Below are 23,976 nucleotides of genomic sequence, written 5' to 3'. Positions count from 1 at the left end.
CGACGGGCGCGGGGTCCGGCGGACTCCCGCGCCCGTCGCTTCGCGCGCTACCGCGAGGCCTGGCCGGTGATGGCGACGCGCGCGCCGAGGCCGGTCAGGTAGAGCGGGCTGCGGTCGGTGAATCCGGCGATGTCCTCCTCGCCGATGTAGAGGTCGAGGTGGCGCCGCCCGCCGAGCCCCGGTGTGAACTCGTCCCGGACCTCCCAGGTCCCGCGCCGCAGCGCCGCGCAGGCGTTCGGGTCGATCTCGGAGCTGTCCTCCTCGCGGCCGCAGTCCTCGACCCTGAAGGTCGTGCCGGCCGGCAGGGTGGCGGAGTCGGCCGCGGCGCTGCGGAACGGGACGAGTGCCCGGCCGGCGGTGTCGACCGGGACGTCGTCGATCCAGAAGCCGGAATCGTACGACCAGTTCAGCACCGAACCCCGCCGCGGGCCGCTGGTGATCCGCCCCGTGCCCTCCTCACGCACAACCTGGACGAATCCGGCCGGGAAAGTCCCGAGGAAATCGTTACCGAAGACGCAGTCGAGCTGGGGACAGCCCCGCACCGTCAGCGGTGGCCCGTCATGGAAACGCTCGACGGCCGTGTAGTAGACGGTTATCTCCCAGTCGCCCCCGGGCCCGCTCGACGGCTGGCCACCCGCCGACGGCGCACAGGCACCCATACCAAGCAGCAGTGTTCCGGCTATTCCGGACATGGCGGAAACCGACACGCGTCGAATCAGCCACCGGACCGTATCCGCGATGCCCACGACACGACACTGTCCCGGTTTCCCCGCCGGCGGGCAACGATCTCCGTCGAAAAAGGACGCGGGCCGGCGAGGAAGACCACGCCGTATTCACACGGGAGCGATTCGGGAAGCGATTTCAGGACGCGCGCGGCGATTTCAGGACGCGCCGGCGGACACCAGCGGCCCGCGGCGCACCGGCACACACCGGCCGTGCGCGGGCAGCGGCAGCGGGCCCGGCGGGCCCAGGAACTCGCCCTGCCCCTGGTCCACCCCGGCGGCGGCCAGCACGCGCAGCTCGTCCGCCGTCTGGATGCCCTCCGCCACCAGACACGCCCCGATCTGCCGGGAGAAGTGCACGAGCGCCTCGACGAGTGCGCGCCGCGCCGCGTCGGCACCGACATCCGTCGTCAGCCAGTGGTTCATCTTCACCACGTCCGGCAGGATCTGCACCAGCCGGCGCAGGCTCGCGTAGGCGACGCCGACGTTGTCCACCGCGACCCGCACCCCCAGGTCCCGCAGCTCGTAGAGGCGGGCGAGCGTGCCGGGCAGGTCGTGGATGCCGTCCCGTTCGGTGATCTCGACGATGAGCTGGTCGGCCGCCGGGACCGCGAGCAGCTCCCCGAGGCGGCCGGACGCGATGGTCGCCGGGGACGCGTTCACCGCGAGCGACAGCCCGCGCGGGAACCTGGGCAGTTCGGCGACCGCGGCCCGGATCGCCGCCAGTTCCAGGTCGATGCCCATCCCGACCGACGCGGCGTGCGCGAACCAGCGGTCCGGCGGAAGATCACCGAAGTGCGGGCCGGCGGTGCCGCGGTGGTCGGCCTCCCCGGAATCCTCGGGCTCCCCCGGTGGTGCGGGGAAGGTGGGGAAGCGGGCCAGCGCCTCGGCGCCCACCAGCCCGTGCGTCGGCAGGTCGAACACCGGCTGGAAGACCATCGTCGGCCCGCCCCGCGCGATCACCGCGGCGATCACGGTCCGCAGATGGTCGTCATCCGCGCCGCCGCGGTGCAGGGCGGACACCGCGTCCGCCACGACGTCGGCGAGCAGGCCCAGGAAACGGGCCTCGCGGTCCCCCAGGCCCGGGTCCGGCTCGGTGCTCAGCGCGCACAGCATGCCGTAGACCTCGCCGTTGTCGAGGTACACCGGGGCACCCAGGTACGAGCCGATGCCCAGCTCCCGGGTCACCGCCAGATCGGCGGTCCGCCGATCCGCCCGGGCGTCGGGGATGACCGGGGGCAGCCGCCCGTCCAGCACCCGGGCGCAGTACGTCGTGTCCTGCGCGACCCGCCTGCCGACCAGGCGCTCGACCAGCTCGCCCTCCCCGGAGATCAGGTCGACGACCTGCTCGTCCCCGGTGAACCTCGACAGCCAGGCGACGTCCGTGCCGAGGTGGCGACGGGCGAGGTCGAGCACCCGGGCGATCTCGTCGGTGCGCTCGCGCACCCGCCCGCCGGAAAGACGGTCCCGGCCGCGCGGACCACCGCGGCCGTCCGGTGGGTCGGGTGGCCTGGTCGCGGAGCTTGGTCCCGTCCCACGGTTCGGGCCCGTCCCGGTCGCGAAAGCACTCACCAGTCCACCTCTCCCTGCCCCGGGTGGGTTCCCCGGTCGTCCGGGCCGTCCCGTGTGGACGTCCGCGGCGGTAGGCTTCTGCGCCATCACCGGACTCCCGCCACCTCGTTCCGTGTTCCCCGGCTCGGTGTCCCCCGTCCCGGCGCCCCACGGCCCGGTCGCGGGTGGCCACGCCGGCTGGCTCCGCCGGTTGACGCGCCAGTGCTGGCAGCACCGCGCGGCGCTGATCACCACCTGGGTCTGCGCGGTGACCGGGATGACCATCAACGCGCTCACCCCACTGCTACCCAGGGTGATCATCGATGACGTGATCATCGCGCGGGACCGGCCGATGCTTCCGTGGGCCGGGCTGATGCTGCTGGCCGGGATCGCCGCCTACCTCCTCCTCATGGTGCGCCGGCGCTGCGGAGCCCGCATGACGCAGGAGGTCACCCACGACCTGCGGACGGCGATGTTCACCTCGCTCACCCGCCTCGACGGCGCCGGCCAGGACTCCCTGGAGATCGGCCAGGTGATCGGCCGCAACACCTCGGATCTGACCCGGGTCCAGAACCTGCTCACCCGTACCCCCACGGCGCTCGGCGGCCTGGTGGCGCTGGCCGTCTCGCTCGGGGCGATGGTCGTCCTGTCCCCGCGGCTCACCGCCGTCGCGCTGGTGACCCTGCCGGTCCTCGGGGCGCTCTCCCTGACCAGCCGCGTGACGTTGTTCCCCGCCTCCTGGTACGCGCAGCAGCAGGAGGCCGCGGTCGCCGGGGTGGTGGCGGCGACGGTGTTCGGCGTCCGCGTCGTCAAGGGCTTCGGGCAGGAGGAGCGCGAGCTGAACCGGCTGGAGACGGTGGCCGCCCGGCTGTTCGCCCACCGCCTGCGGGTGGTGCGCATCGACAGCCGCTACGCCCCGTCGATCCGGGCCGTGCCGTCGCTGGGACAGATCGCGATGCTCGCCTTCGGCGGCGCCCTCGCCGTGCACGGCGAGCTCTCCCTCGGCACCTTCATCGCGTTCGCCACCTACCTGACCAGGATCAACCAGCCGATCCGCAACCTGGTCGCGCTGGTGACCCTGGCCCAGCAGGCCCGGGCCAGCGCCGAGCGGGTCTTCGAGGTGATCGACACCGGGCCCGCCGTCGTCCAGCGCCCGGACGCGGCCGACCTCGACGTCACCGCGGACCCCGCGAATCCCGCGGACCCCGCGAATCCCGCGGACCCCGCGAATCCCGCGGACCCCGCGGACGTGCCGGCGGCTGCGCCGGTGCCGCCGCGGCCGCCGGCACGTCCAGCGCGGGTGCGGCCGGTGCCGGGCGCCGCGGCTGTCGAGTTCGACGACGTCTCGTTCGGCTACCAGGACGGCCGGCCGGTCCTGGACGGCTTCCGGCTGGCGGTGGCGCCCGGCGAGACGGTCGCCCTCGTCGGCCGTTCCGGTTCGGGCAAGTCGACCGCCGCGGCGCTGCTCAGCCGCTTCTACGACCCGTCCGCGGGCGTCGTGCGGGTGTACGGGCATGACGTGCGCGATCTGACGCTGACGAGCCTGCGCGGGCTGACCGGTGTCGTCGGCGACGACGGCCTGCTGTTCTCGACCAGCCTGTGGGAGAACATCGCCTACGGCCGCCGGGACGCCCCGGCCGAGACGGTTCTCGCGGCGGCGCGGGCGTCGCGGGTCGACGAGTTCGCCACCGACCTGCCCGAGGGCTACCGGACCAGGGTCGGCGAACGCGGCCTGACCCTCTCCGGGGGCCAGCGCCAGCGGGTCGCGATCGCCCGGGCGATCGTCGCCGACACTCCCGTCCTCGTCCTGGACGACGCGACGTCCGCGATCGACGCGGAGGTCGAGGCGGAGATCCACCGGGAGCTGCGGACCGTCACCTCCAGCCGGACGACGCTGCTGATCGCCCACCGCCGGGCGACCCTGCGCCTGGCCGACCGGATCGGCGTCGTCGAGCACGGTCGGATCATCGACATCGGCACCCACGAGGAGCTGATCGAACGCTGCGCCGCCTACCGCGAGCTGATCACCCCGGACGACCCGGCCGACCAGGACACGCAGAGCACCCGGGACGCCGGGGACGGCCGGGACGACCCGGCCGACCAGGACGGCTTCCCGGCCCCGCGGCCGCGCGGGCCCGCCGAGGCGACCGCACCCGCCCGGGCGCCGGCGCCGGACGTCCCACCGGCGCCGGAGAGTCCGGCCGCACCGGACATCCAGGTCGCCGGCGTGCCCGAGCTGGACGGGCTGCCAGCGGCGCTGCGGCGCCGGGTGCTGGCGCTGCCGCCCGCCCTGGACACCCCGGACCTGGACCCGGAGGTCGTCCGCGCCCGCGACCCCCGGTTCGGGCTCGCCGCGATCGGCCGGCTGCTGTGGGCGTCCCTCACCGTGGCCTGGCTGCTGCTGGTCGTCGACAGCCTCACCACGCTGGCGCTGCCCATCCTGATCCGGCACGGCATCGACGAAGGCGTGACGGCACGCTCACTTTCGGTGGTGCTCGGCGCCGCCGGGGTCGGTTTCGCCGTGATCGCCGTCTCGTGGAGCGCGCACACCGCCCAGATCCGGGTGGTCGGCCGCCTCGGCGCGCGGGTCGGCTACCTGCTGCGGGTGAAGCTGTTCGCCCACCTGCAACGCCTCGGCCTCGACTTCTACGAGCGCGAGGCCAGTGGCCGGGTGATGACCCGGCTCACCTCGGACGTCGATCAGATCGCCGACTTCATGCAGAGCGACGCCGCGTCGTCCGCCGTCTCGGTTCTGACAGCGCTGGGCATCGCGATCGCGCTGGTCGTCATCGACCCCGGCCTGGCACTGGCCGTGTTCGCGCTGGTCCCGCCGCTCGTCATCGGCACGGTGTTCTTCCGCGGACGGGCGGCGCGGGCGCACGCCGCCGCCCGGGAGAGCCTGGCCGAGCTCACCGCCGAGCTGCAGGAGAACGTCACCGCGATGCGGATCGTGCAGGTGTTCCGCCGCGAGCCCGACACCCTCGCGAGCTACCGCGACCGCAGCGCCACCTACCGCGACCAGCGACTACGTGCCGTCCGGTACCTCGCCTTCTACTTCCCCTACATCCAGCTGCTGTCGACGGCGGCGAGCGTGGCGGTGCTGATCGTCGGCTCCGGGCGGGTGCACGCCGGGACGCTGACCATCGGCGCGCTCGCCGCCTACCTGCTCTACATCGAGCTGTTCTTCGCGCCGATCCAGGATCTCGCCGAGGTGTTCGACGAGTACCAGGCGGTCATGGTGGCGCTGCGGCACGGCCGGGAGCTGATGACCGTCCCGCCCACCCCGGCGGACGCCCCGCGGGCGCGGCCGGTCAGGCGGCTGCGCGGCGAGATCAGCCTCACCGGCGCCGGCTTCGCCTACCCGGGCTCCGCCACGGCCGCGCTGCGGGACGTGAACGTCACCATCCCCGCCGGCCAGACGGTGGCGCTGGTCGGCCGGACGGGTTCCGGCAAGTCGACCCTCACCAAGATCATCGCACGCTACTACGACCTCACCGAGGGCACTCTGAGCGTCGACGGTGTCGACGTCCGCGAGTACGCGCTGGCCGACTACCGACGGCGGCTGGGCCCGGTCCCCCAGGAGGCCCACCTGTTCGCGGGCACGGTCCGCGACGCGATCGCCTACGGACGTCCCGACGCGCCGGACGAGCAGGTCCGGGCGGCCGCGCGCGCCGCGGGAGCCGCGGAGATGATCGCCGGGCTGCCCGGTGGCTACGGCTACCGGGTGCGCGACCAGGGCCGGAACCTCTCCGCCGGCCAGCGCCAGCTGCTCGCCCTCGCCCGCGCCCACCTGGTCGGGCCGGACATCCTGCTGCTCGACGAGGCGACGGCCGCCCTCGACCTCGCCTCCGAGGCGGCGGTCGCCCGCGCCGCCGCCGAGGTCGGGCGGTCCCGCACCACGCTGGTGGTCGCGCACCGGCTGACCACCGCCGCCCGCGCCGACCGCGTGCTGGTGCTGGACGGCGGCCGTCTCGTCGAGGACGGCACGCACGGCGCGCTGATGGCGGCCGGTGGCCACTACGCCCGGCTGTGGGCGGCCTACGCGCACGAGCACCGCCTGGAACTCCCGACGGCCGCCGGCCCGGGGTCCGCCGGTCCGCCCACGGCCCCGGTGGACGCCGGTCCCGCCGCGGCGCGGTGACCGCGGGGCGGGTTCAGTCGCCGCGCTCGGCGCCGCGGTCGGGCGCGCTCATGTCCCCCGTCCCGGGCGTGCCGTCGGCGAGCCCGTAGCGCAGGTACACGATGCCCTTCGGGCCGGCCGCCGGCGGTTCGAGGAGGGTGAGGTTCGTGGGCACCGCGCCGGTGTCGAACACCTTCTTCCCGACGCCGAGCACGATCGGGTGCATCCAGAGGTCGAGCCGGTCGAAGAGCCTCTCCCGCAGCAGGGTCTGCACCAGGTTCAGGCTCCCGACGACCTTCACGTGCTCGTGCCGGTCCCGGAGCTCGCGCACCGCGCCGGCCAGATCCGGGCCGAGCCGCGTGGACCCGGCCCACGACAGGTCGGGCCGGCCACGGGAGGCCACGTACTTCGGGACGCTGTTGAAGAGCGTGGCGATCTCGTCGTCCGGGCCGCCGGTGGTCTGGTGCGGCCAGTAGGCGGCGAAGATGTCGTAGGTCCGCCGGCCGAGCAGGAGGGCGTCCGTGCCCTCGTACGCGGCCCCGACCTGCGCCCCGGAGACCTCGTCCAGCAGGGGCGCCTGCCAGCCGCCGAACGGGAACCCCACCGGGTCCTCCTCGGGGCCGCCGGGCGCCTGCCCGACGAGGTCGAGGGTCGCGAACAGCTCGATGTGGATGAGGCCCATGCCGTACTCCCGCTGAGTTGGTTGTCCCGGTCGTCAGGTAGACCCGCGGGCGCCGGCGGACTCATCGCCGCGACGGCGGTGACGCGGCGGTGACGCTAGGCGGGACGGCTGTGCGCGGCGAGGAACTCCCAGATGACACGGCTCGCGTCGGGGTCGTCCGGAGCGTCGTCGGCGCGCGGGCGGATCCTGGTTCCGCCCGGCCACGCGTGCCCGCCCCCGCCCACGGTGTAGAGGACGACGTCGGCGCCCCGGGCGCAGCCCGAGTAGGTCGTACGGACCACCGCGCCGTCCGGGACCGCAGTCGGCTCCGGAACCCAGGCCCCACCGGGTCCGACGGAGCCCGCGGGGAGGGTGCCGACGTCCCCGTCGAGGGCGGGCGTCGCCGCGCACCTGTTGTTCTCGGCCCAGAACTGGACGGCGTAGCCGACCGACCGGTCCACCCGGTCGTTCTCGGTGCCGATCCCGCGCACCGTTGACCGTCCACCCGCGTACGGGACGTTCTCGTCGGCGGTGCCGTGGACGGCCAGCACGGGCACGGGCCGCTCGGGATCGCAGCCCGCCACGTCCATCGCCCCGGCCACCGGGGCGATGATCGCGACCCTCCCGGACAGCTCGCAGCCGACCCGGTAACTCATCATGGCTCCGTTGGAGAGCCCGGTGATCCCGACCCGGTCCAGGTCGACGGGATACCGCCGGGCGAGGTCGTCGAGCAGCGCGCCGATGAAGGCGACGTCGTCGACGCCGTTGTCCCGGGCGAATCCGCAGCAGTCGCCGGCGTTCCAGGTGAGCAGGCGACCACCCGCGCGGGCCGTCCCGTCGGGGTAGACGGCGAGGAAGCCGGCCTCGTCAGCCAGCTCGCTGAACCCGGTCTGCCGCTCGGTGATCTCCCCGTTGCCCCCACCGCCGTGCAGGACGATCATCACCGGCAGGTCGGCGCCCCCGGCCGCCGGGACGTGCACGCGGTAGGAGCGTTCCCGCCCGTCCACCGTCAGGGAGCGCACCTCGGTGCCAGCCCCCGCCGATCCCGAAGTCCCCGAGGACGACGGGGACGGGGACGACGGGGCCTGCGGGGCTGGTCGGGGGGGAGCCGCCGCCCGGGAGCACCGGCCCGCCGCGCTGGCAGCCGCCGGCGAGCAGCGCGACGACGAGCCCGCACCCGACGGCCACCAGCAATCTGACGCGCATGCCACCTCCCGGACCCGGCCGTCGGCCGACGGCCCGGACGGTAGCCGGCCAGGATCTGAGTCAGGTGAGAATGACGGACCGCCAGGTCAGTCGGCGGCCACCCGGCGGCGGCGGGCGATCTCGGAGAGGGCGATGCCGGTCGCGACCCCGGCGTTCAGGGACTCCACCTGGCCCGCCATCGGGATGCGCACCCGCAGGTCACAGCACTCACCGACGAGCCGGGACAGGCCCTTGCCCTCCGACCCGATCACCAGCACCAGCGGGTCGGTCGCGACCTGAAGCTCGTCCAGGGAGACCTCGCCGTCCGCCGCGAGGCCCACGACGAACAGGCCCGACTCGGCGAACGAGCGCAGGGTGCGGGTGAGGTTCACCGCGCGCGCGACCGGCAGCCGCGCCGCGGCACCCGCGGAGGTCTTCCACGCGGCGGCCGTCACCCCGGCGGCGCGCCGCTCCGGCACGACGACGCCGTTCGCGCCGAACGCCGCCGCCGAACGGACGACCGCGCCGAGGTTACGCGGGTCGGTGACCCCGTCGAGCGCGACGACCAGCCCGGGCGCCGCGGCCCGCGCCGCCGCGAGCACGTCGTCGGGGTGGGCGTACTCGAACGGCGGGACGGACAGCGCGAGGCCCTGATGCGGCGCGGTGCCGCACAGGCGGTCGAGCTCGAACCGGCCGATGTCGACCACGGCCAGCCCGGCCCGGCCGGCGAGGCGCCGGGCGTCGGCGATCCGCTCGTCGAAGTCCAGGCCGCCGGCGATGTACAGCGTGGTGGCGGGCACGCCGGCCCGCAGTGCCTCGACGACCGAGTTGCGCCCGACCACGAGCTCGTCGGTCTCGACCCGCCGCGAGCCGGCGGCTCCCGCCCCGCCGTGACCGTGCGCTCCATGGCCGTTGTGCGCCCCGTGACCGCCCGCGCGGCCCGCGCCGCTGGCGCCGGCCGATCCGCCGGTGCCCCGCTCGGCCCGGGGACGCTCGGCCCGGGGACGCTCGCGCTCGTCGGCCGACTGGCCGCCCGGGCGCTTCGCCGCCGCCCGCGTGCCGGCGGCGGTCACGGCCGCGCGCCGCTGGGCCGGATGGCCGGGACGCATCTCGGCCGGCGGCGTCGCGCCCTTGCCCTGCAGCGCCTTGCGGCGCTGGCCGCCGCTGCCGACCGCCGCGCCCTTGCGGTGGGAGCCGGCCTTCCCGGCCCGGCCTCCCTGACCGCCGCGGGCGATCCCGCGACCGCCTCGACCCTGGCCACCGGCCATCACAGTCCACCTCGTCACTAGCCCGTCGGGTCGTGAACCCGCCCGGCGAGCCCACGATCGTCCGACCGCGTCAGCGGGCCCGTGCTGGCCCCGCGCAGGGCCGGTGCAGGCCCTGTGCGGCCCTGCGCAGGCCCTGTGCTGCCCTGCGGCGGCCACGCCGCGACGCCGGTCGTCCATCAACGGTATCCGGAATAGACACATCACACGGCGGGCACCGCCAGGCGATGACATCGAGGCACCGGCCGACGCGCGGACGGGCCGAGGAGAACGCCGACCACGGAGCGGGCGACCGAACGGGCCACAGCGACGCCCACAGACCGCACCAGTTCAGCGAGACGGTCCGCGAGCGGGCGGCCGGCTACCTATCCTCGGTACCAGGACGTCCCCCGGCCTCGGGGGCGCCGGCCGCCCTCGGGGCCGGCCGCCCCGGCGGTGCCGTCGGGCGGGCCACACCACCCGGTGGAGGTGGCCGCGCGCATGGACAGGAGGCGGATGGACAGCGGGCGGATGGACAGCGCCTCCCGGCCCGGTCGCGGGCGGTGAGCCGGTGCCCGCATCCGGCACGGACGATCTCGACGCCGCCCTGCGGGCGCTCGAGAAGACCGTCGCGGCCCAGGCCGGCGTCCTGCTCGACCTGGAGCACAGCCCCGAACGCGCGCTGCTCGACCCGGCGCGGCTGAGCGGCGTCACCCAGGCCGAGGCCCTCGCCGTGATCGCCGTCCTGGCGGACGTCTGGCGGGCGTTCGCGGCCCTGCGCGAGGTCGCCGAAGCCGCGCGAAGCCTGCGCGGCCGGCGCTCCCGGGTGGACGCGAGGACCCTGGCGGAGCTCACCGCGCTGCTGTACGGACGTTCGGTGCCGGACGTCCTCCCCGGAGCGGGGATCCTTCCGATGCCGCGGATCGGCCCGGCGGCGCGGATCGGCCCAGCGGCACAGGTCCGCCCGGCCATGGAGGTCCGCCCGGTCGCGAAGGTCCGGCCGGTCGCGGAGACGGGCCCGGGGAAGGTGCGCCCGGCCGAGCTGGCCCGCCGGATGGACGCGGCCCTCACCGCGGTGCGGGGGCGGATGCGGCTCGTCCTCGGCGTGCGCGACACACTGCTGGCCGAGATCGCCACCGGCAACCGGGCCGTCGCCGAGACGAGCGTGCTCGCGGCCCGGCTCGGGCTCGCGCCCGGTGACGCCGGACTGGTCGCGGCCCGGCGGCTGCTGGCGGAGCTCTCCGCCGCCGCGCGCCGCGACCCCCTGGGGATCCCGCCGGGGCTGCGCGCCCGTACCGAGGCCGCGGTCGCCGCGGCCGCGCGCTCGACGGGTGATCTCGCCCGGCGCCACGACGGCCTCGACGCCGATCTGGCCGCCGCGGGCGCGCTGCTCGCCGAGATCACCCGGCTGGACGACGCCGCCCGCCGCGACGCCGGCCTCGCGACCGGCCGGATCCGTGGGCCGGGGCCGCTGTACCGCCTGGCGGACGGCTGGCGGGACGACCAGCGCCACGGCCTGGCGCCCTGGCTCGTCCGGCTGCGCGCCCAGGCGGCGGCGGGCCGCTGGAAGGAGTCGAGCCGGGGGCTGGCCCGCTGGCTGGAGGTGGCCGAGGCGACCCACATATCCGTCCAGCGGATCGCCGCCGCGAACGGCGCCGCTCTACGCCGGCGAGAGGAGCTGCGCGGCCTGCTCGGTGCCTGGGAGGCCAAGGCGGCCCGACTGGGCCTCACCACGGACCCGGGCCTGCTCCCACTGGCCAGCGCCGCCCGCCGCGAGCTGTACTCGGCGCCGACCGATGTCGAGCGCGCCGCCGGCCTCGTCAACGACTTCGGCGCCGCCCTCGCCGCCCGGGACGGCTCGCCCGCCCGGGACGTCCGGGCCGAACGAGAGGTCCGGCCCGCCGGGGGGATCCCGCCCGCCCGAGATCGATCCGGCTCGCGCACCCAACCGATCCCGCCCCCGCAGACCGCGCCGCACCCGCGGCCGGCACCGCCGGTCCCGGCCGCGCGGCCCACCCGGCACACCCAGCCCACCTGGCCCGCACGGCGCACCCGGGCCCGGCGACCGACGGGGATCGCCGGGGGCGGGCAGCCCACCGGGATCGGGAGCTCCACCCGTCCCGAGGCGGTGACGTGACCCGCGGGCCCTCGGTCCGCGGGCGGGACCGGGGCACCCCACGTGAGCCGGCCGCGCGCTGCCCCGTCTGCGCCGGGCCGATCGGCCGCGGGCGGTTGGGGCCGCCCGCCCGGGATCGCGGCTTCTGCCCGCGCTGCCGGACCCCCTACTCCTTCGCGCCCCCGTTGCGCGCCGGGGACGTCGCCGGCGGCTACCGGATCGTCGAGTGCCTGGCCGAAGGCGGCCCCGGGCCCGCCGGTTGGGTCTTCTCCGCGGTCGACCCGCGCGGCCCGGCCGGCGCCGACGGGGCCACCGGCACGACGGGCACCGGCGGAACGGGCACCGGCCAGGGCGTCCCGGGGCGGCGGGTGGTCCTCAAGAGCGTTCGCCGCGCCGGTGTGCGCCCGTCCGGGCGGCTGGGCCTGCGCCCGGGTCGCCGGCTGCCACCGGACCCGCCGCTGCGACATCCGGCGATCGTCGGGACGCTGGGCGAGGTCCGGCACGACGGTGTCGTCTACGTGGTGATGGAGCTGGTGAGCGGGCCGTCGCTGACGGAGCTGCTCCGGTCCCGGCGGGCGGCGCGCGGTGGGACGCCGGCGCCGCTGCCTGTTCCGGAGGCGGTCGCCGGGGTGCTCCGGCTGCTGTCCGCGCTGGAGTACGTCCACGACCGCGGGTACGTCTTCTGCGACCTGGCACCGGGAAACGTGGTGTGGGACCGCGATCGGGTGACGCTTATCGATCTTCAGGCGATCCGGGAGCCCGGCCGGCGCGGCGGCACCTTCCACGTGACGGCGGGTTTCGACGCCCCCGAGCTGACCGTGAGCCCCCCGTCGGTGGGTTCTGACCTCTACGCTCTCGGCAGGCTGTTGGCAACCGCGGTACTCGACTTCCCGAACAGAGCGTCAACCTACCGATACACCCTTCCCGCCCAGGAGGTCGACCAGGTGCTGGCTCGGCACGAATCGCTGCGCCGGTTCCTCCTTCGTGCCACCGCGGCGGATCCGGCGCACCGGTTCGCCAGGGCCGCCGAGATGGCCCGCGAGCTCGCCGCGATCGCGGCGGACGGCGCTCCCGCACCGGTCGGGGAAGCCGTCGCGGCGCGGAGAAACAGCGTGCCCACCAGGGAAAAGGTGGGAGACGTGGCGGAGGTTACGGAGAGCGGCGGCGACGAGGGCGTACTGGAGACAGGGCTCCGGCCGATCCCAGGAGCACGGGCGGACGCTGGCACCGAAGGGGGCACCGAGATCACGGGCGTCGACGCATCTGGCGGATCATGCCACTATTCATTTCGGCGTACTTGGATTTGAGCAGGTCGTCGTGATATATCCGGTCCCCACAGGACGGGCAGGAGGCACTCACCACATGGCTCCGCGCACACCGCCCAGACTCGCCGTCCCCGGCGGGCCGGTCCAGCGGCCGGTGGCCTGACTGTGGACCTCAACCCCCGACACGGGCAGGGCTACCCCGGGCACGGTTATCCCCCCGAGCGCCCGGACTCGCCGCGCCCGAGCGCCGGCTACGCCGAGAGCACCCCCCACCCCGGGGGCTATCCAGGTGACGATCCTCCGACCGAGAGCTACCGGGCGGAGGAGTTCCGAACCGATGATCAGCCTACTGAAAGCTACCCGGCGGACCAGTTCACCGGATCCGGCTACCCGGAGGGTGGCTACACCGACAACGGCTATGCGGAGAACTCCTATCCGGACGGGGCCTATCCCGGTGCCGCCTACCCGGCGGGCACCGGCGACTACCGGGACGGCGACTATCGCCGTGAGTACCCCGAACCCGCGTACTCCGAACCCGGCTACCAGGGTGAGACGTACCCGGACGGCACCTATTCGGGCAGCGGATTCAACGAGGACAGCTACGCCGAGGACACCGATCCGGCCACGATGCTCCTGGGCCAGCGCGCCGCCCCGGGCGGGGCGGACGACGACGAGCACGACGAGGTGATGCGCTGCCCGGTGTGCGCGGCGCCCAACTACCAGGACGCGCGGTACTGCGAGGCCTGCGGCTTCGCCCTGACCGGCGTCCCGGTCGCCGGTGGCGACGAGGACCACCGCGAGATCGACCTCGGCCCGCTGGCCGGCGTCTGCGACCGCGGTGTGCGGCACACCACCAACGAGGACTCGATGGGCGTGGCGATCGTCCACGGCACGCTGATCGCGGTGGTCTGTGACGGGGTCTCGACCACCCCGGGCTCCGGGGAGGCCTCCGCCGCCGCGGCGGCGACCGCGACGGCCATCCTCGCCGACGCGGTGCGCGCCCACGGGCCCGGCGAGGCCGTCCCGTACGACGAGCAGCCGGCGAGCCGGGTGAACGACGTCCTCGACGTCCTGGAGGAGTACTCCGAGTACGACGAGCCGCGCACCGCTCCGCGGCGGATCTCCGGCGGCTTCGGCCCGGACGAGGCCGACATCGCCCTGCAACGGGCCGTGGAGGCTGCTCAGGCCACGATCGCCCAGCTCAGCGCGGCGGAGGGCCGGATGGCGCCGTCCTGCACCTTCGCGGCGGCGATCATCACGCCGCCGTCGGTGGACGGCCCCGGCATGGTGACCGTCGGCTGGGTCGGTGACAGCCGCGTCTACCTGCTCGGCCCGCGCTGGTGCGAACGGCTCACCGCGGACGACACCTGGGCGGCCGAGGCGGCCCGGGCCGGGCTCATCCCGGCGTCGGAGGCGGAGACCCACCGGCGGGCGCACACGCTGACCCGCTGGCTCGGCGGCGACGCCGAGGACGTCACCCCGCACACCGCCGCCTTCCCGATCGAGACCCCGGCCACCGTGCTGGTCTGCAGCGACGGCCTGTGGAACTACTCCTCACGGCCGGACGTCCTCGCCGCGCTGGTGAACCAGCTCGAACCGAGCGCGGCCGCGCTGGACGTCTCCCGCCACCTCATCGACTTCGCCATCGACCAGGGCGGGCACGACAACATCACCGTGGTCGCGGCGCGGGTGACGAGCTGACGATGCCGCCGCGCCCACCGGTCGCCCGCCGTGCCCGGACCGCGGCGGGCGGATGAGCGCGTTCACGGCGAAGGTCTACCAGAACGAGTTCCTGCCGCCCGGCGGAACCCAGGTGCACGCGGTGCTCACCGTGACGTCGACGGGTGCCCCGGCCGGCCCACCGATCGTGGGCCGGCCGACCGGGCGTCCGGAGCAGGCCCTGGTCATCCTGCTCGACTGCTCCGGCTCGATGGCGAACCCGCCCGCGAAGGTCACCCAGGCCCGCCGCGCCGTCCGGGCGGCGCTCGACAGCCTGCCCGACGGGGCGTGGTTCGCGGTGGTGCGCGGCACCGGCTCCGCCGCGATGGCGTACCCGCGCTCGCCTGAGCTGGTGCCGGCGTCCGCGGCGACCCGGGCGGCCGCCCGCCACGCGGTGGACGCGCTCGAACCGCACGGCGGCACCGCGATGGGCCGCTGGCTGCGGCTGGCGAACGACCTGCTGGCGACCCGGCCGGACGCCATCGGCCACGCGCTGCTGCTCACCGACGGGCAGAACGGCGAGCTGGAGTCCGAGCTGCTCGACGCCGTCGACGCCTGCCAGGGCCGGTTCCAGTGCGACTGCCGCGGGGTGGGCACCGACTGGCGGGTGGAGGAGCTGCGGGCGATCGCCACCGGCCTGCTGGGGACGGTGGACGCCGTCCCCGAGCCCGCCGGCCTCGCGGCCGAGTTCGAGCGGATCGTGGCCACCGCCCTCGACCGGGCCACCGACCGGGTCGCGCTGCGAGTGTGGACGCCCACCGGCGCCTCGCTCGACTTCCTGCGGGAGGTCACCCCGGACCTGCGGGACCTCACCGACACGGGCCGGGTCGTCGACGACCACCACACGGACTACCAGACCGGGGCCTGGGGGGTCGAGTCCCGGGACTACCACCTGTGCGTGCGTCTTCCGGCCCGCGAGGTCGGCATCGAGGTCCTGGCGGCCCGCGTGAGCCTCGTCGTCGACGACCAGTCGATGTCATCCGCGCTGGTCCGCGCGCTCTGGACGGACGACACGGCACTGGCCACCCGGGTCAACACGGAGGTCGCGCATTACACCGGTCAGGCCGAACTGGCCAGGGTCCTCGCGGACGGGCTGGAGGCCCGTAATCAGGGAGACGACGTCACTGCCACACTGAGGCTTGGGCGGGGAGTACAGATCGCGCTCGCGTCGGGCAACGAAGCAACCTACCGCCTCCTACAGAAGGTGGTTCACATCGACGATCCCACAACGGGTACGGTTCGTCTGAAGAAAAACGTCGAGAAGATGGACGAGATGGTCCTCGACTCGAGGTCAACCAGGACTGTCCGGGTGAACAGGTGATCAGGTGAGCGCACGCTGCCCGGAGGGGCACCTGTCGCACGATCCCGACTACTGCGATCAGTGTGGGCTGCGGATCGTGGGTGGTCAGGAGCGATACGGCTACCGTCAGGACGACGCCGGCCGCGGCGCCGCGTACAACGCGGGCGCGCCCGCGGGGCGTCCGGCGGACCCGTACGGGCGCCGGACGCCGGAACGGGACCCCTCGGTGCCCCCGGGGCCTTCGGGCCCCGCCGGAGCGCCGGGAGGCTATGACCCGCTCGGCATCCGACGCGCCCCGGCCGACGCGCCGGGCGTGGCGGATCCGCCACGTGGCGCCGGCCGCGGCGGCGATCCCTACGGGGGCTATGGCCGCGAGGGCTACGCCGAGGAGCCACGCTCCGGGCGGTCCTACCCGGCGGACCCGTACAACCGCGACGGGTACGGCGCGCCCGACGGGCGGGGCCGTCCCGACGAGCGGGCCCGCCCGGACGAGCGGGCCCGGCCCGACGACCGCGGCCGCGGCGACCGGCCGCGTGAGGGGCTCGACCCCTACGGCCGCGAACGTGACGACCGCGGCCCCGGCTTCGGCGGCCGCGACGACCGCACCCCGCCCGGGTACGGGCGCGAGGACCGCGGCGGTGCCGGCGCCCCCGGCGGCTTCGGCGGTGGGCGCGGCGAGCCGGATCCCGCCGGCTACCCCCGCGCCCGCGACGACCGCGGCGGGTACGGCGCGCCCGACGGCCGGGGCGGCTACGGCGCCGGCGAGCCGGGCCGGGCGGCGCCCGAGGCCGACGACCGGCGCGGCTACCGCGACGACGGCTACGGCCCGAACGGCGGCGGCTACGGCGCCGACCCGCTCGGTGTGTCGGCCGCCGGCGCGACCCCGGTACCGGCCCCGGCCGGCACCCGGGACCGCGGTTCCGACCGCTACGCCCCCTGCCCGAACTGCCGTTCGCTCAACGAGCCCACCGCGCGCTTCTGCGAGACCTGCGGGCTCGACTTCAGCACCGGCCAGCTGCCCGCCCCGGCGGGCGCGGTGCCCGTCGACGACGCGGGTGTCACCTCCCGGCAGACCGGGTCACGGCGCGGCACCGAGGCCCGTCACACCACCGACCCGCGGATCGCCGACCCGCGCCGGGCCGACCCGAGGCTCGACGATCCCCGCCTCGGTGACCCGCGCGCGGGCGACCCGCGGATGGGCGACCCGCGGGCCGGCTCCCGGGGCCGCGAGTGGGACGAGGCCGCTCCCGGTGGCACGTGGGAGGCCGTCGTCGAGGCCGAGCGCGAGTACTACGACAGCGGTGACGACCACCGGGTGCCGTTCCCCGCGTTCTACCCGCGCCGCGTCTTCGTGCTGACCGAGTCGCAGATGCTGATCGGCCGGCGCAGCGAGTCGCGCGGCATCCACCCCGAGATCGACCTCTCGGGCGCGCCGGAGGACCCGGGCATCTCCCGGGCGCACGCGACCCTGGAGCGGATGCCCGACGGCACCTACGCCGTGCGCGACCCCGGTTCGACGAACGGGACCCGCCTCAACGACGAGCCGGACCCGATCGAGCCCGGCCGCCCGATCCCCCTGCGCGACGGCGATCGCGTCTACGTGGGCGCCTGGACGAGAATCACCGTCCGCGCGCAGTAGGCCCCACCTGGTGGGGCCCCGCCCGGCTGAACCCCGGGCGGGGCCCCACCGGCGAGCCTCGCCGCTTCCCCGGCGCCCGGGGAAGCGGCGGACGCCCTCCGAAGCGGGTCGCGCCAGCGGCGCATGGGCCGGCTACGACAACTCGCCACGACGAAGCCCCGGCGGCCCGGGGTGCCGGGGCTCTCTCGCCTGCCGCTCGGTCGCGGGTCCAGGTGTCTAGGTGAGGTGCCAGCGCTGGCCTTCGGGGGTGTCCTCGATGACCACACCGGCCGCCGCGAGCCGGGAGCGGATGGAGTCGGCCTCGCTGTAGTCCCGCCGGGCCCGCGCCGCCGAACGCAGGTCCAGCAGGACGTCCATGACACCGTCGAGCGCGGGGCGCAGCTCGGCGCCCGCCGTCGGCCACTGCTCGACCGGGTCGAGGCCGAGGACGGTGAGCATCCGGCGGGCGACGTCCACCCAGCCCGCGAGCTCGCGGCTGTGCGTCTTCGACAGCACCTGGTTGCCCCGGCCGACCACGCCGAACAGGGCGGCCAGCGCGCGGCCGACCCCGAGGTCGTCGTCCAGCGCCGCGGCGAACTCGGACCAGGCCAGATCGGCGTCCGCCGCCTCGGTGCCCGCCACGCGGTCGGCCTCGGCGGCGAGTGCCGTCGCCTCGGCCGGCCCGCCCAGGATGTCCAGGGCGTTGCGGACGAACGTCTCGATCCGGTCGTGCGCCGCCGCGGACTCGTCCAGGGTCTGCTCGCTGTACTCCAGTGAGGAGCGGTAGTGCGCGGAGAGCAGGTGGTAGCGCAGCACCTGGGGGCGTACGGCGGCGAGCGCGTCGGTCACGAAGAACGAGTTGCCCAGCGACTTCGACATCTTGGTGCCGCCGGTGGTGAGCAGGCCCACGTGCATCCAGTAGCGCGCCATCTCGCCCGCCGCGCCGGCAGCGGCCGCTGCCGCACCGGCCGTGGCCGTGGCCGCTGCCGCGCTCGCGCCCGCCGCGCCGGCACCGGCGGCGACCGCCAGCTCCGCCGCGCACACGGACTGCGCCCGCTCGTTCTCGTGGTGCGGGAACACCAGGTCCAGGCCGCCGCCGTGGATGTCGAACACGTCGCCGAGGTACTTGCCCGCCATCGCGGAGCACTCCAGGTGCCAGCCCGGCCGGCCCGGGCCCCAGGGAGAGGACCAGGAGGGCTCGCCGGGCTTCACGGCCTTCCACAGGGCGAAGTCCCGGGGGTCGGCCTTGCCCGGCTCGGACTCCGGGGACGGGTGCATCGCGGCGGGCCGCTGGTGGGAGAGCGCACCGTAGTCCGCGAACGCGCCGACGCGGAACCACACCGAGCCCGCGCCGGAGTAGGCGAACCCACGCTCGACCAGGACGCCGATCATCTCGAGCATCTCGGGGATGTGCCCGGTGGCCCGCGGGGAGATCGTCGGGGGCAGGATCCCGACGGCCCGGTAGGCGTCCTCGAACGCCCGGGTCTGCCGGGTCGCGAGCTCCCACACGCTCGTCCCCGCCCGGTCGGCGTTGACGATGATCTTGTCGTCGATGTCGGTGACGTTCTGGACGAAGGTCACCGACAGGCCGCTCTGCGTCAGCCAGCGCCGCAGCAGATCGAAGGCGAGGGCGGTCCGGATGTGGCCTACGTGCGGCGGGGACTGGACGGTGGGCCCACACACGTACACGCCCACATGACCGGGGCGCTGCGGCACAAACGGCCGCACGCGCCGGGTGCGCGTGTCATAGAGGTGAAGACCCATCTGTCAAGGGTACGGCCCCGCCGCGACGGGGACGCCGAAGGGAGGGTCCCCAGGTCGGTTACGGCGGGCTCAGCCGGTGGTGAGAACGCGCTCAGCGACCACGCGGATCACCAGCCGGACCTCATCCGGACCGTCCCACTGGTACGGGGCTCCGGTGTACTTGACGGCGAGCTGGTCGATGAGCTCCTTGCCGCCCTCCTCGGAGAGCGTGGCCAGCCCGCGGACCTCCACGTAGCTGTACGGGTCCCGCTGATCGAGGAACATCAGCCCGACCCGCTGGTCGCGCGCGATGTCACGCTCCTTGGCGCGCCCACGCACGGTCGACAGCAGCAGCTCGTCGCCGTCCCGGGCGATCCACAGCACGGTCAGGCGAGGCGAGCCGTCGGGACGGATCGTCGCCAGCGTCACGTAGGTCGGAGCATCCGCGAGCGCCCTGACCGACTCGGGAAGCCGCGCCGCCATCACACTCCTCCGAGAGTCACTCACCGGGCACACCCTCTCACTCCACCCGGGACCCAACCTACGCCGATGCCAGTCAGGCATAACGCCCAGGGCCGCGACTTCCCCGGACCACCGTGGGACCCGGACCCGCTCACGAACGGGTCCGACCAGACGCTGGTGGCCTCGGACGCGGGTGGCCTCGGACGCGGGTGGCCTCAGACGCGGGTGATCAGGGCTGTCGCGATGGCGGCCAGCCCCTCGCCGCGCCCGGTGAGGCCCAGCCCGTCCGTCGTCGTCGCCGAGAGGTTCACCGGGGCGCCCAGCGCCGCCGACATCGCCTCCTGCGCCTCGACCCGGCGGGCGGCCATCCGTGGGCGGTTACCGACCACCTGGACGGCCACGTTCCCGATCAGCCAGCCGTCCTCGGCGAGCAGGCGCGCGGTCTCCCCGAGCAACGCCGCGCCGGACGCGCCGGACCACTCCGGGCGACCGGTGCCGAACACCGCGCCGAGATCACCGATGCCGGACGCGGTGAGCAGCGCGTCGCACGCCGCGTGCGAGGCGACGTCGCCGTCGGAATGCCCGGCGAGCCCGGTCTCCCCCGGCCACAGCAGGCAGGCGACCCAGCACTCCCGCCCCTGTTCGAAGGGATGGACATCGACACCTGTGCCCACCCGGGGCAGCGCCGGTTCGGTCACCGCTGCCCGTCGCCGGGTGCGAACTGGGCCAGCAGGGCCTCCGCGAGGACCAGGTCGGCTGGTCGGGTCACCTTGAACGCCTCCTCGGCGCCGGGGATCGTCGTCACCGGCACCCCCAGAGCTTCCACCAGGCCGGCGTCGTCGGTGACCGGCAGGTCCCGGTTCGCGTAGGCCGTGTGCAGGATGTCCCGCCGGAAGCCCTGCGGGGTCTGCACCGCGCGCAGGACGTCCCGGGGTGGGGTCCGCACCACCCGGCCGTCGGCGTCCACTTCCTTGACGGTGTCCGTCACGGGCAACACGGGGATCACGGCGGGATGGCCGTCGAGCACCGTGGTCGCGACGGCGTCCACCAGTTTGGCGGGCGTGAGCGGCCGCGCCGCGTCATGCACGAGGACCACGCCGATGTCGTCGTCCAGTGCCTCGAGCGCGGCGCGGACCGAGTCCACCCGCTCGGCGCCGCCGGGGACGACACGCACCCGTGGACCGAGGATCTGGCTGACCACCTCGACGAGGGTCGGCGGCGCCGCGACCACGACCTGCGAGACGAGCGTGGACGACAGAAGCGTCTCCACCGCGCGCAGAAGCATCGGCCGGCCCGCGAGCGGCCGCAGCGCCTTCGGCGTGCCACCGCCGAGACGCTCGCCTCGCCCCGCCGCCGGGACGAGGGCCCCGACCCGGGTGCTCACCAACTCCGGCCGCCGCGGCGACCGCGCCTACCCGCCCGGGAGATCCAGGCGGGTGAGAGGCCCCCTTCCGGGGGCACTCCCACGGGGATGAAAATCCGCCGCAACCACGATTCGGTCGGAAACATCAAGCCTTCCGCTGACATCGAGCGGCGCGTACATTGCCGCCCCGGTGTTGCCGACCGCACATGTTCGAGCCTGCCGGTATCAGCCGGCGAGAACCTCGTCGAGCATGGCTTCGGCCTTGTCCTCATTGGTGCCCTCGGCGAGCGCGAGCTCGCTGACGAGAATCTGCCGCGCCTTGCTGAGCATGCGCTTCTCACCCGCGGAAAGACCGCGTTCGCGATCACGCCGCCAGAGATCACGAACGACCTCGGCGACCTTGTTCACGTCGCCCGAGGCGAGCTTCTCGAGATTGGCCTTGTACCGCCGGGACCAGTTGGTCGGCTCCTCCGTGTGCGGGGCGCGCAGCACCTCGAACACACGCTCCAAGCCGTCCTGACCGACGACATCACGCACCCCGACCATGCCGACGTTGTCGGCTGGAACGCGGACAGTTAGATCGCCCTGAGCGACCTTCAGCACGAGATAAAGTTTCTCTTCACCCTTGATGACGCGTGTTTCAATCGCATCAATCAGAGCAGCACCATGATGCGGGTAAACAACGGTCTCGCCGACTTGGAACGCCATGTGTCACGTGCCCCTTCCGCCTCTACCAGCGTAACACGCACGCATCGCCGCAGGTCAGACGCGCGCTCCTGGCCTGCCGTACGAAGGGGGCGACCGTCGTGTTCCGACCACCCTCCGAGGCCGGCGGGTACGGCGCGCGACAGACCCGGCGCCGAGCCCGACCGGATCGGCGCAGGTCGGGGGCTATCAACGGGCGACGTGTCCGGTCTGGCGAAACAGATGGCGTTGCGGCGGAAGTTGTCCGGTTGTTGGTATCAAGAGCGTCGCGACACTACCGTCCCTACCCCGCCAGCCCCGCATCGACCCGCCGAAGGTCCCCCCGGGGCCGCCGTCCCCACCAGGCGTGTCGCGCCGGCCGGGCGGGCCGCCGCCCATCCCGGTCCGGTCCGCGGGCGCACCCACCGGCCCACGCCACCAACCCAGCCGCGCCCACCGGCCCCACGGCCGCCGCGTGGCCGAGGGGCGCGTGGCCGAGGGCGGCCCGACCGCCGGCGGGGACCGAAGGCCCTGTCCGCCAGGGCCCTGCACCCTTTCTCTCCCGGACCTGTGGAATCCGGTCGGCCCGCCCCGAGAGTGCCGGGCCCGTCCAGGCTCCCCTGTTCAGTACGTACAACTGTCCCGAGTCTGGATAAAGCAGATCTTCCAGACATCTGATCACGTGGATGGCATCCGGTTGCGCGAGACGACAGGGAAACGCCATGCTCGCGGTCGCCCACCCGCCCGAGGCCGGCTCCCTTCCGCCAGCTCCACCCGCCGACCTGGTCAGACAGCTGAACCCGCCCGGACCCGCCCCCGAAGCCGCGGCTCTTCCGCCCACACCCGCGGCGCGCCGAACGGGTCCGACCTGTGGGCGGGTTCGCCTGGGCCGTTCGGATCCGTTGTCAGCCGTCCGATCGGTCCGAGATGTCGAGCCCAACACGCTGGGCCGCACATAGCGGGCGCGGGTGGCTAGTCTTAGCCCCGCACCCGCGGCTCCGACCTGGGACGCGGGTGACCGGGTGCGCTCCCGGTGCGCCACGCGGCGATCCACTGGACGTCGCGCCGGCCCGCACCGGTGCGCGCCGGCCGCTGCGGGCCCCCGCAACGGCCACCTGACCGGTCACGACCGATCGGCACCGACGCGCCAGGCGCGCCGGTCCCTGCGCAGGAGGAGCCACCGAGCCGTGAGCCGCCGTCTGGGTGCTCGTTCCGCGACGTCCACCATCCACGGGACGCCGCACGTCGAAGCCACCGAAACCGGTGGTCCGGGCCACGCCCCGGGAGTCGGCGGCGGCCCGAGAACCGCCCGCCGTGGTCGGGTCCGCACGCGGGCCGCCGTGGCGGCGTCCGTCGCCGCGGCCGCCGTCGCCGCGTCCGCGCTGAGCGGGTGCGCGTCCGGCACCGACGCCCTCACCAACTCCGCCCGCACCACGACCAACTCGGTGAGCGGAGCCGTCGGCTCGGTCACCCTGCGAAACGTCTACGTCGCCGGCCCGGCGAACGAGGGCGGGTCAGCACAGATCATCTCCGCCGTGTTCAACGGCGGGGCCGAGGAGGACAGCCTGATCGGGGTCTCGTCTCCCGCGGCCGGTGGCGGCACGGCGCCGAAGCCCTCGATCATCCGTCCCGGCGCGGGCAACATCTACATCGCGAACGGCTCGGCGCCCACGCTGACCGGCCTGACCGAGCAGCTGGCCGTCGGCGACGAGGTGCCGGTCACCTTCACCTTCGCGAAGTCGGGCAGCGTCACCCTCGACGTGCCGGTCGAGCCCCCGGCCCCGGGGGCGTCCGGCGGCCCGGTGGCCCCGACCGCGCCCGCGGAGACCTCGGCGGCGCCGTCCGCCACCGCCACGCCGTCCAGCGGTGTGGCCGGCGAGAGCGGCGCACCGCCGGCCGGCGGCACGACGACCGAACCCGGCACCCCCGCGGAGAGCCCGGCCCCCGCCGGCACCCCGACCGCCTGACCCACCCACCCCTCGCCGGGCCCGCTCCCGCCCCGGCGACCGCGCCAGCCGCGGTGCTTCCCCACCCCTGAACCGAAGCGTGGCGGGTCGGTGAGTCCATGGACTCACCGACCCGCCACGCTTTCGTGTACCCACCGGATTTCGGCCGGCGGGCAGCGGTTCGGTGGGTGGGGGGCGGGCCTCGGGTGGCGGGTCCGGCTTCGGGATCGGGTCGGTTCCAAGGTTGCCCGGGCCGCGGGGTGTCGGTGATGCCCGG

Annotated in this window: 17 protein-coding genes; 7 read left to right on the top strand and 10 right to left on the bottom strand. The window is 74.9% G+C overall.

Features of this window, described 5'->3' with window-relative positions; genetic code table 11:
* Positions 1-47: 47 nt before the first annotated feature.
* Complete coding sequence (locus B056_RS37110) at positions 48-692, bottom strand: RlpA-like double-psi beta-barrel domain-containing protein (RefSeq protein ID WP_035752004.1); 645 nt, start codon at positions 690-692, stop codon at positions 48-50.
* 189 nt (positions 693-881) lie between these two features.
* On the bottom strand, positions 882-2,294 hold the full coding sequence (locus B056_RS37105; RefSeq protein ID WP_230203074.1) for a sensor domain-containing phosphodiesterase: 1,413 nt from the start codon (positions 2,292-2,294) through the stop codon (positions 882-884).
* A 127-nt stretch (positions 2,295-2,421) separates the two neighbouring features.
* On the opposite strand from B056_RS37105, the gene B056_RS0118845 reads away from it, so the two are divergent.
* Positions 2,422-6,414, top strand: coding sequence for an ABC transporter ATP-binding protein (locus tag B056_RS0118845; protein ID WP_051105669.1), 3,993 nt, complete (start codon positions 2,422-2,424; stop codon positions 6,412-6,414).
* A gap of 13 nt (positions 6,415-6,427) precedes the next feature.
* On the opposite strand, the gene B056_RS0118840 is transcribed toward B056_RS0118845, so the two are convergent.
* From B056_RS0118840 to rlmB, 3 genes are all read right to left on the bottom strand, one after another.
* A complete protein-coding gene (locus tag B056_RS0118840; protein ID WP_018503420.1) occupies positions 6,428-7,075 on the bottom strand; it encodes a dihydrofolate reductase family protein in 648 nt (215 codons plus the stop codon).
* A 95-nt stretch (positions 7,076-7,170) separates the two neighbouring features.
* The gene (locus tag B056_RS37100) at positions 7,171-8,076 is read right to left on the bottom strand and encodes an alpha/beta hydrolase family esterase (RefSeq protein WP_018503419.1); all 906 of its coding nucleotides are present in this window, start codon (positions 8,074-8,076) and stop codon (positions 7,171-7,173) included.
* Between the two features lie 270 nt (positions 8,077-8,346).
* Positions 8,347-9,507 carry a 23S rRNA (guanosine(2251)-2'-O)-methyltransferase RlmB gene (gene rlmB, locus B056_RS0118830; protein WP_018503418.1) on the bottom strand — a complete coding sequence of 387 codons (1,161 nt, stop codon included), beginning with the start codon at positions 9,505-9,507 and terminating at the stop codon, positions 8,347-8,349.
* Positions 9,508-10,054: 547 nt separating this feature from the next.
* Here rlmB and B056_RS0118825 point away from each other — a divergent pair.
* The 5 genes from B056_RS0118825 to B056_RS0118805 all read left to right on the top strand — a co-directional run bounded on the left by B056_RS0118825 (position 10,055) and on the right by B056_RS0118805 (position 17,522).
* The gene (locus B056_RS0118825; protein WP_018503417.1) at positions 10,055-11,620 is read left to right on the top strand and encodes a hypothetical protein; all 1,566 of its coding nucleotides are present in this window, start codon (positions 10,055-10,057) and stop codon (positions 11,618-11,620) included.
* The gene (locus B056_RS0118820; protein WP_018503416.1) at positions 11,617-12,906 is read left to right on the top strand and encodes a protein kinase domain-containing protein; all 1,290 of its coding nucleotides are present in this window, start codon (positions 11,617-11,619) and stop codon (positions 12,904-12,906) included. Before B056_RS0118825 ends, B056_RS0118820 begins: the two co-directional genes overlap by 4 nt.
* A gap of 123 nt (positions 12,907-13,029) precedes the next feature.
* Positions 13,030-14,565, top strand: coding sequence for a PP2C family serine/threonine-protein phosphatase (locus B056_RS0118815; RefSeq protein WP_018503415.1), 1,536 nt, complete (start codon positions 13,030-13,032; stop codon positions 14,563-14,565).
* 52 nt (positions 14,566-14,617) lie between these two features.
* Complete coding sequence (locus B056_RS0118810; RefSeq protein WP_018503414.1) at positions 14,618-15,904, top strand: vWA domain-containing protein; 1,287 nt, start codon at positions 14,618-14,620, stop codon at positions 15,902-15,904.
* Between the two features lie 4 nt (positions 15,905-15,908).
* Positions 15,909-17,522, top strand: a complete 1,614-nt coding sequence (locus B056_RS0118805; RefSeq protein ID WP_026239863.1) for an FHA domain-containing protein — start codon at positions 15,909-15,911, stop codon at positions 17,520-17,522.
* A 216-nt stretch (positions 17,523-17,738) separates the two neighbouring features.
* On the opposite strand, the gene B056_RS0118800 is transcribed toward B056_RS0118805, so the two are convergent.
* The 5 genes from B056_RS0118800 to B056_RS0118780 form a co-directional block, all read right to left on the bottom strand.
* On the bottom strand, positions 17,739-19,265 hold the full coding sequence (locus B056_RS0118800; protein ID WP_026239862.1) for a cysteine--tRNA ligase: 1,527 nt from the start codon (positions 19,263-19,265) through the stop codon (positions 17,739-17,741).
* A gap of 69 nt (positions 19,266-19,334) precedes the next feature.
* Entirely contained in the window at positions 19,335-19,727 is a 393-nt protein-coding gene (locus tag B056_RS0118795; protein WP_018503412.1) for a PPOX class F420-dependent oxidoreductase, read from the bottom strand.
* A gap of 194 nt (positions 19,728-19,921) precedes the next feature.
* Positions 19,922-20,404, bottom strand: a complete 483-nt coding sequence (gene ispF, locus B056_RS0118790; RefSeq protein ID WP_018503411.1) for a 2-C-methyl-D-erythritol 2,4-cyclodiphosphate synthase — start codon at positions 20,402-20,404, stop codon at positions 19,922-19,924.
* On the bottom strand, positions 20,401-21,090 hold the full coding sequence (ispD, locus tag B056_RS0118785; RefSeq protein ID WP_018503410.1) for a 2-C-methyl-D-erythritol 4-phosphate cytidylyltransferase: 690 nt from the start codon (positions 21,088-21,090) through the stop codon (positions 20,401-20,403). Before ispD ends, ispF begins: the two co-directional genes overlap by 4 nt.
* A 204-nt stretch (positions 21,091-21,294) precedes the next feature.
* The gene (locus B056_RS0118780; RefSeq protein ID WP_006545253.1) at positions 21,295-21,777 is read right to left on the bottom strand and encodes a CarD family transcriptional regulator; all 483 of its coding nucleotides are present in this window, start codon (positions 21,775-21,777) and stop codon (positions 21,295-21,297) included.
* A gap of 1,163 nt (positions 21,778-22,940) precedes the next feature.
* Here B056_RS0118780 and B056_RS0118775 point away from each other — a divergent pair.
* Positions 22,941-23,720 carry a copper chaperone PCu(A)C gene (locus B056_RS0118775; protein ID WP_020572578.1) on the top strand — a complete coding sequence of 260 codons (780 nt, stop codon included), beginning with the start codon at positions 22,941-22,943 and terminating at the stop codon, positions 23,718-23,720.
* Positions 23,721-23,976 lie beyond the last annotated feature (256 nt).

This window comes from Parafrankia discariae, assembly GCF_000373365.1.
Classification (GTDB): domain Bacteria; phylum Actinomycetota; class Actinomycetes; order Frankiales; family Frankiaceae; genus Parafrankia; species Parafrankia discariae.
Note: the sequence above shows the minus strand (reverse complement) of the source record. Positions and strands in the feature narration are given on the sequence as shown.

Bases quoted from the DNA above. Each gene is read 5' to 3' on its own strand.
- B056_RS37110 (WP_035752004.1), bottom strand. From the start codon at position 692: ATGTCCGGAATAGCCGGAACACTGCTGCTTGGTATGGGTGCCTGTGCG.
- B056_RS0118840 (WP_018503420.1), bottom strand. From the start codon at position 7,075: ATGGGCCTCATCCACATCGAGCTGTTCGCGACCCTCGACCTCGTCGGG.
- rlmB (WP_018503418.1), bottom strand. From the start codon at position 9,507: ATGGCCGGTGGCCAGGGTCGAGGCGGTCGCGGGATCGCCCGCGGCGGT.
- B056_RS0118810 (WP_018503414.1), top strand. From the start codon at position 14,618: ATGAGCGCGTTCACGGCGAAGGTCTACCAGAACGAGTTCCTGCCGCCC.
- B056_RS0118800 (WP_026239862.1), bottom strand. From the start codon at position 19,265: ATGGGTCTTCACCTCTATGACACGCGCACCCGGCGCGTGCGGCCGTTT.
- B056_RS0118795 (WP_018503412.1), bottom strand. From the start codon at position 19,727: ATGGCGGCGCGGCTTCCCGAGTCGGTCAGGGCGCTCGCGGATGCTCCG.
- B056_RS0118780 (WP_006545253.1), bottom strand. From the start codon at position 21,777: ATGGCGTTCCAAGTCGGCGAGACCGTTGTTTACCCGCATCATGGTGCT.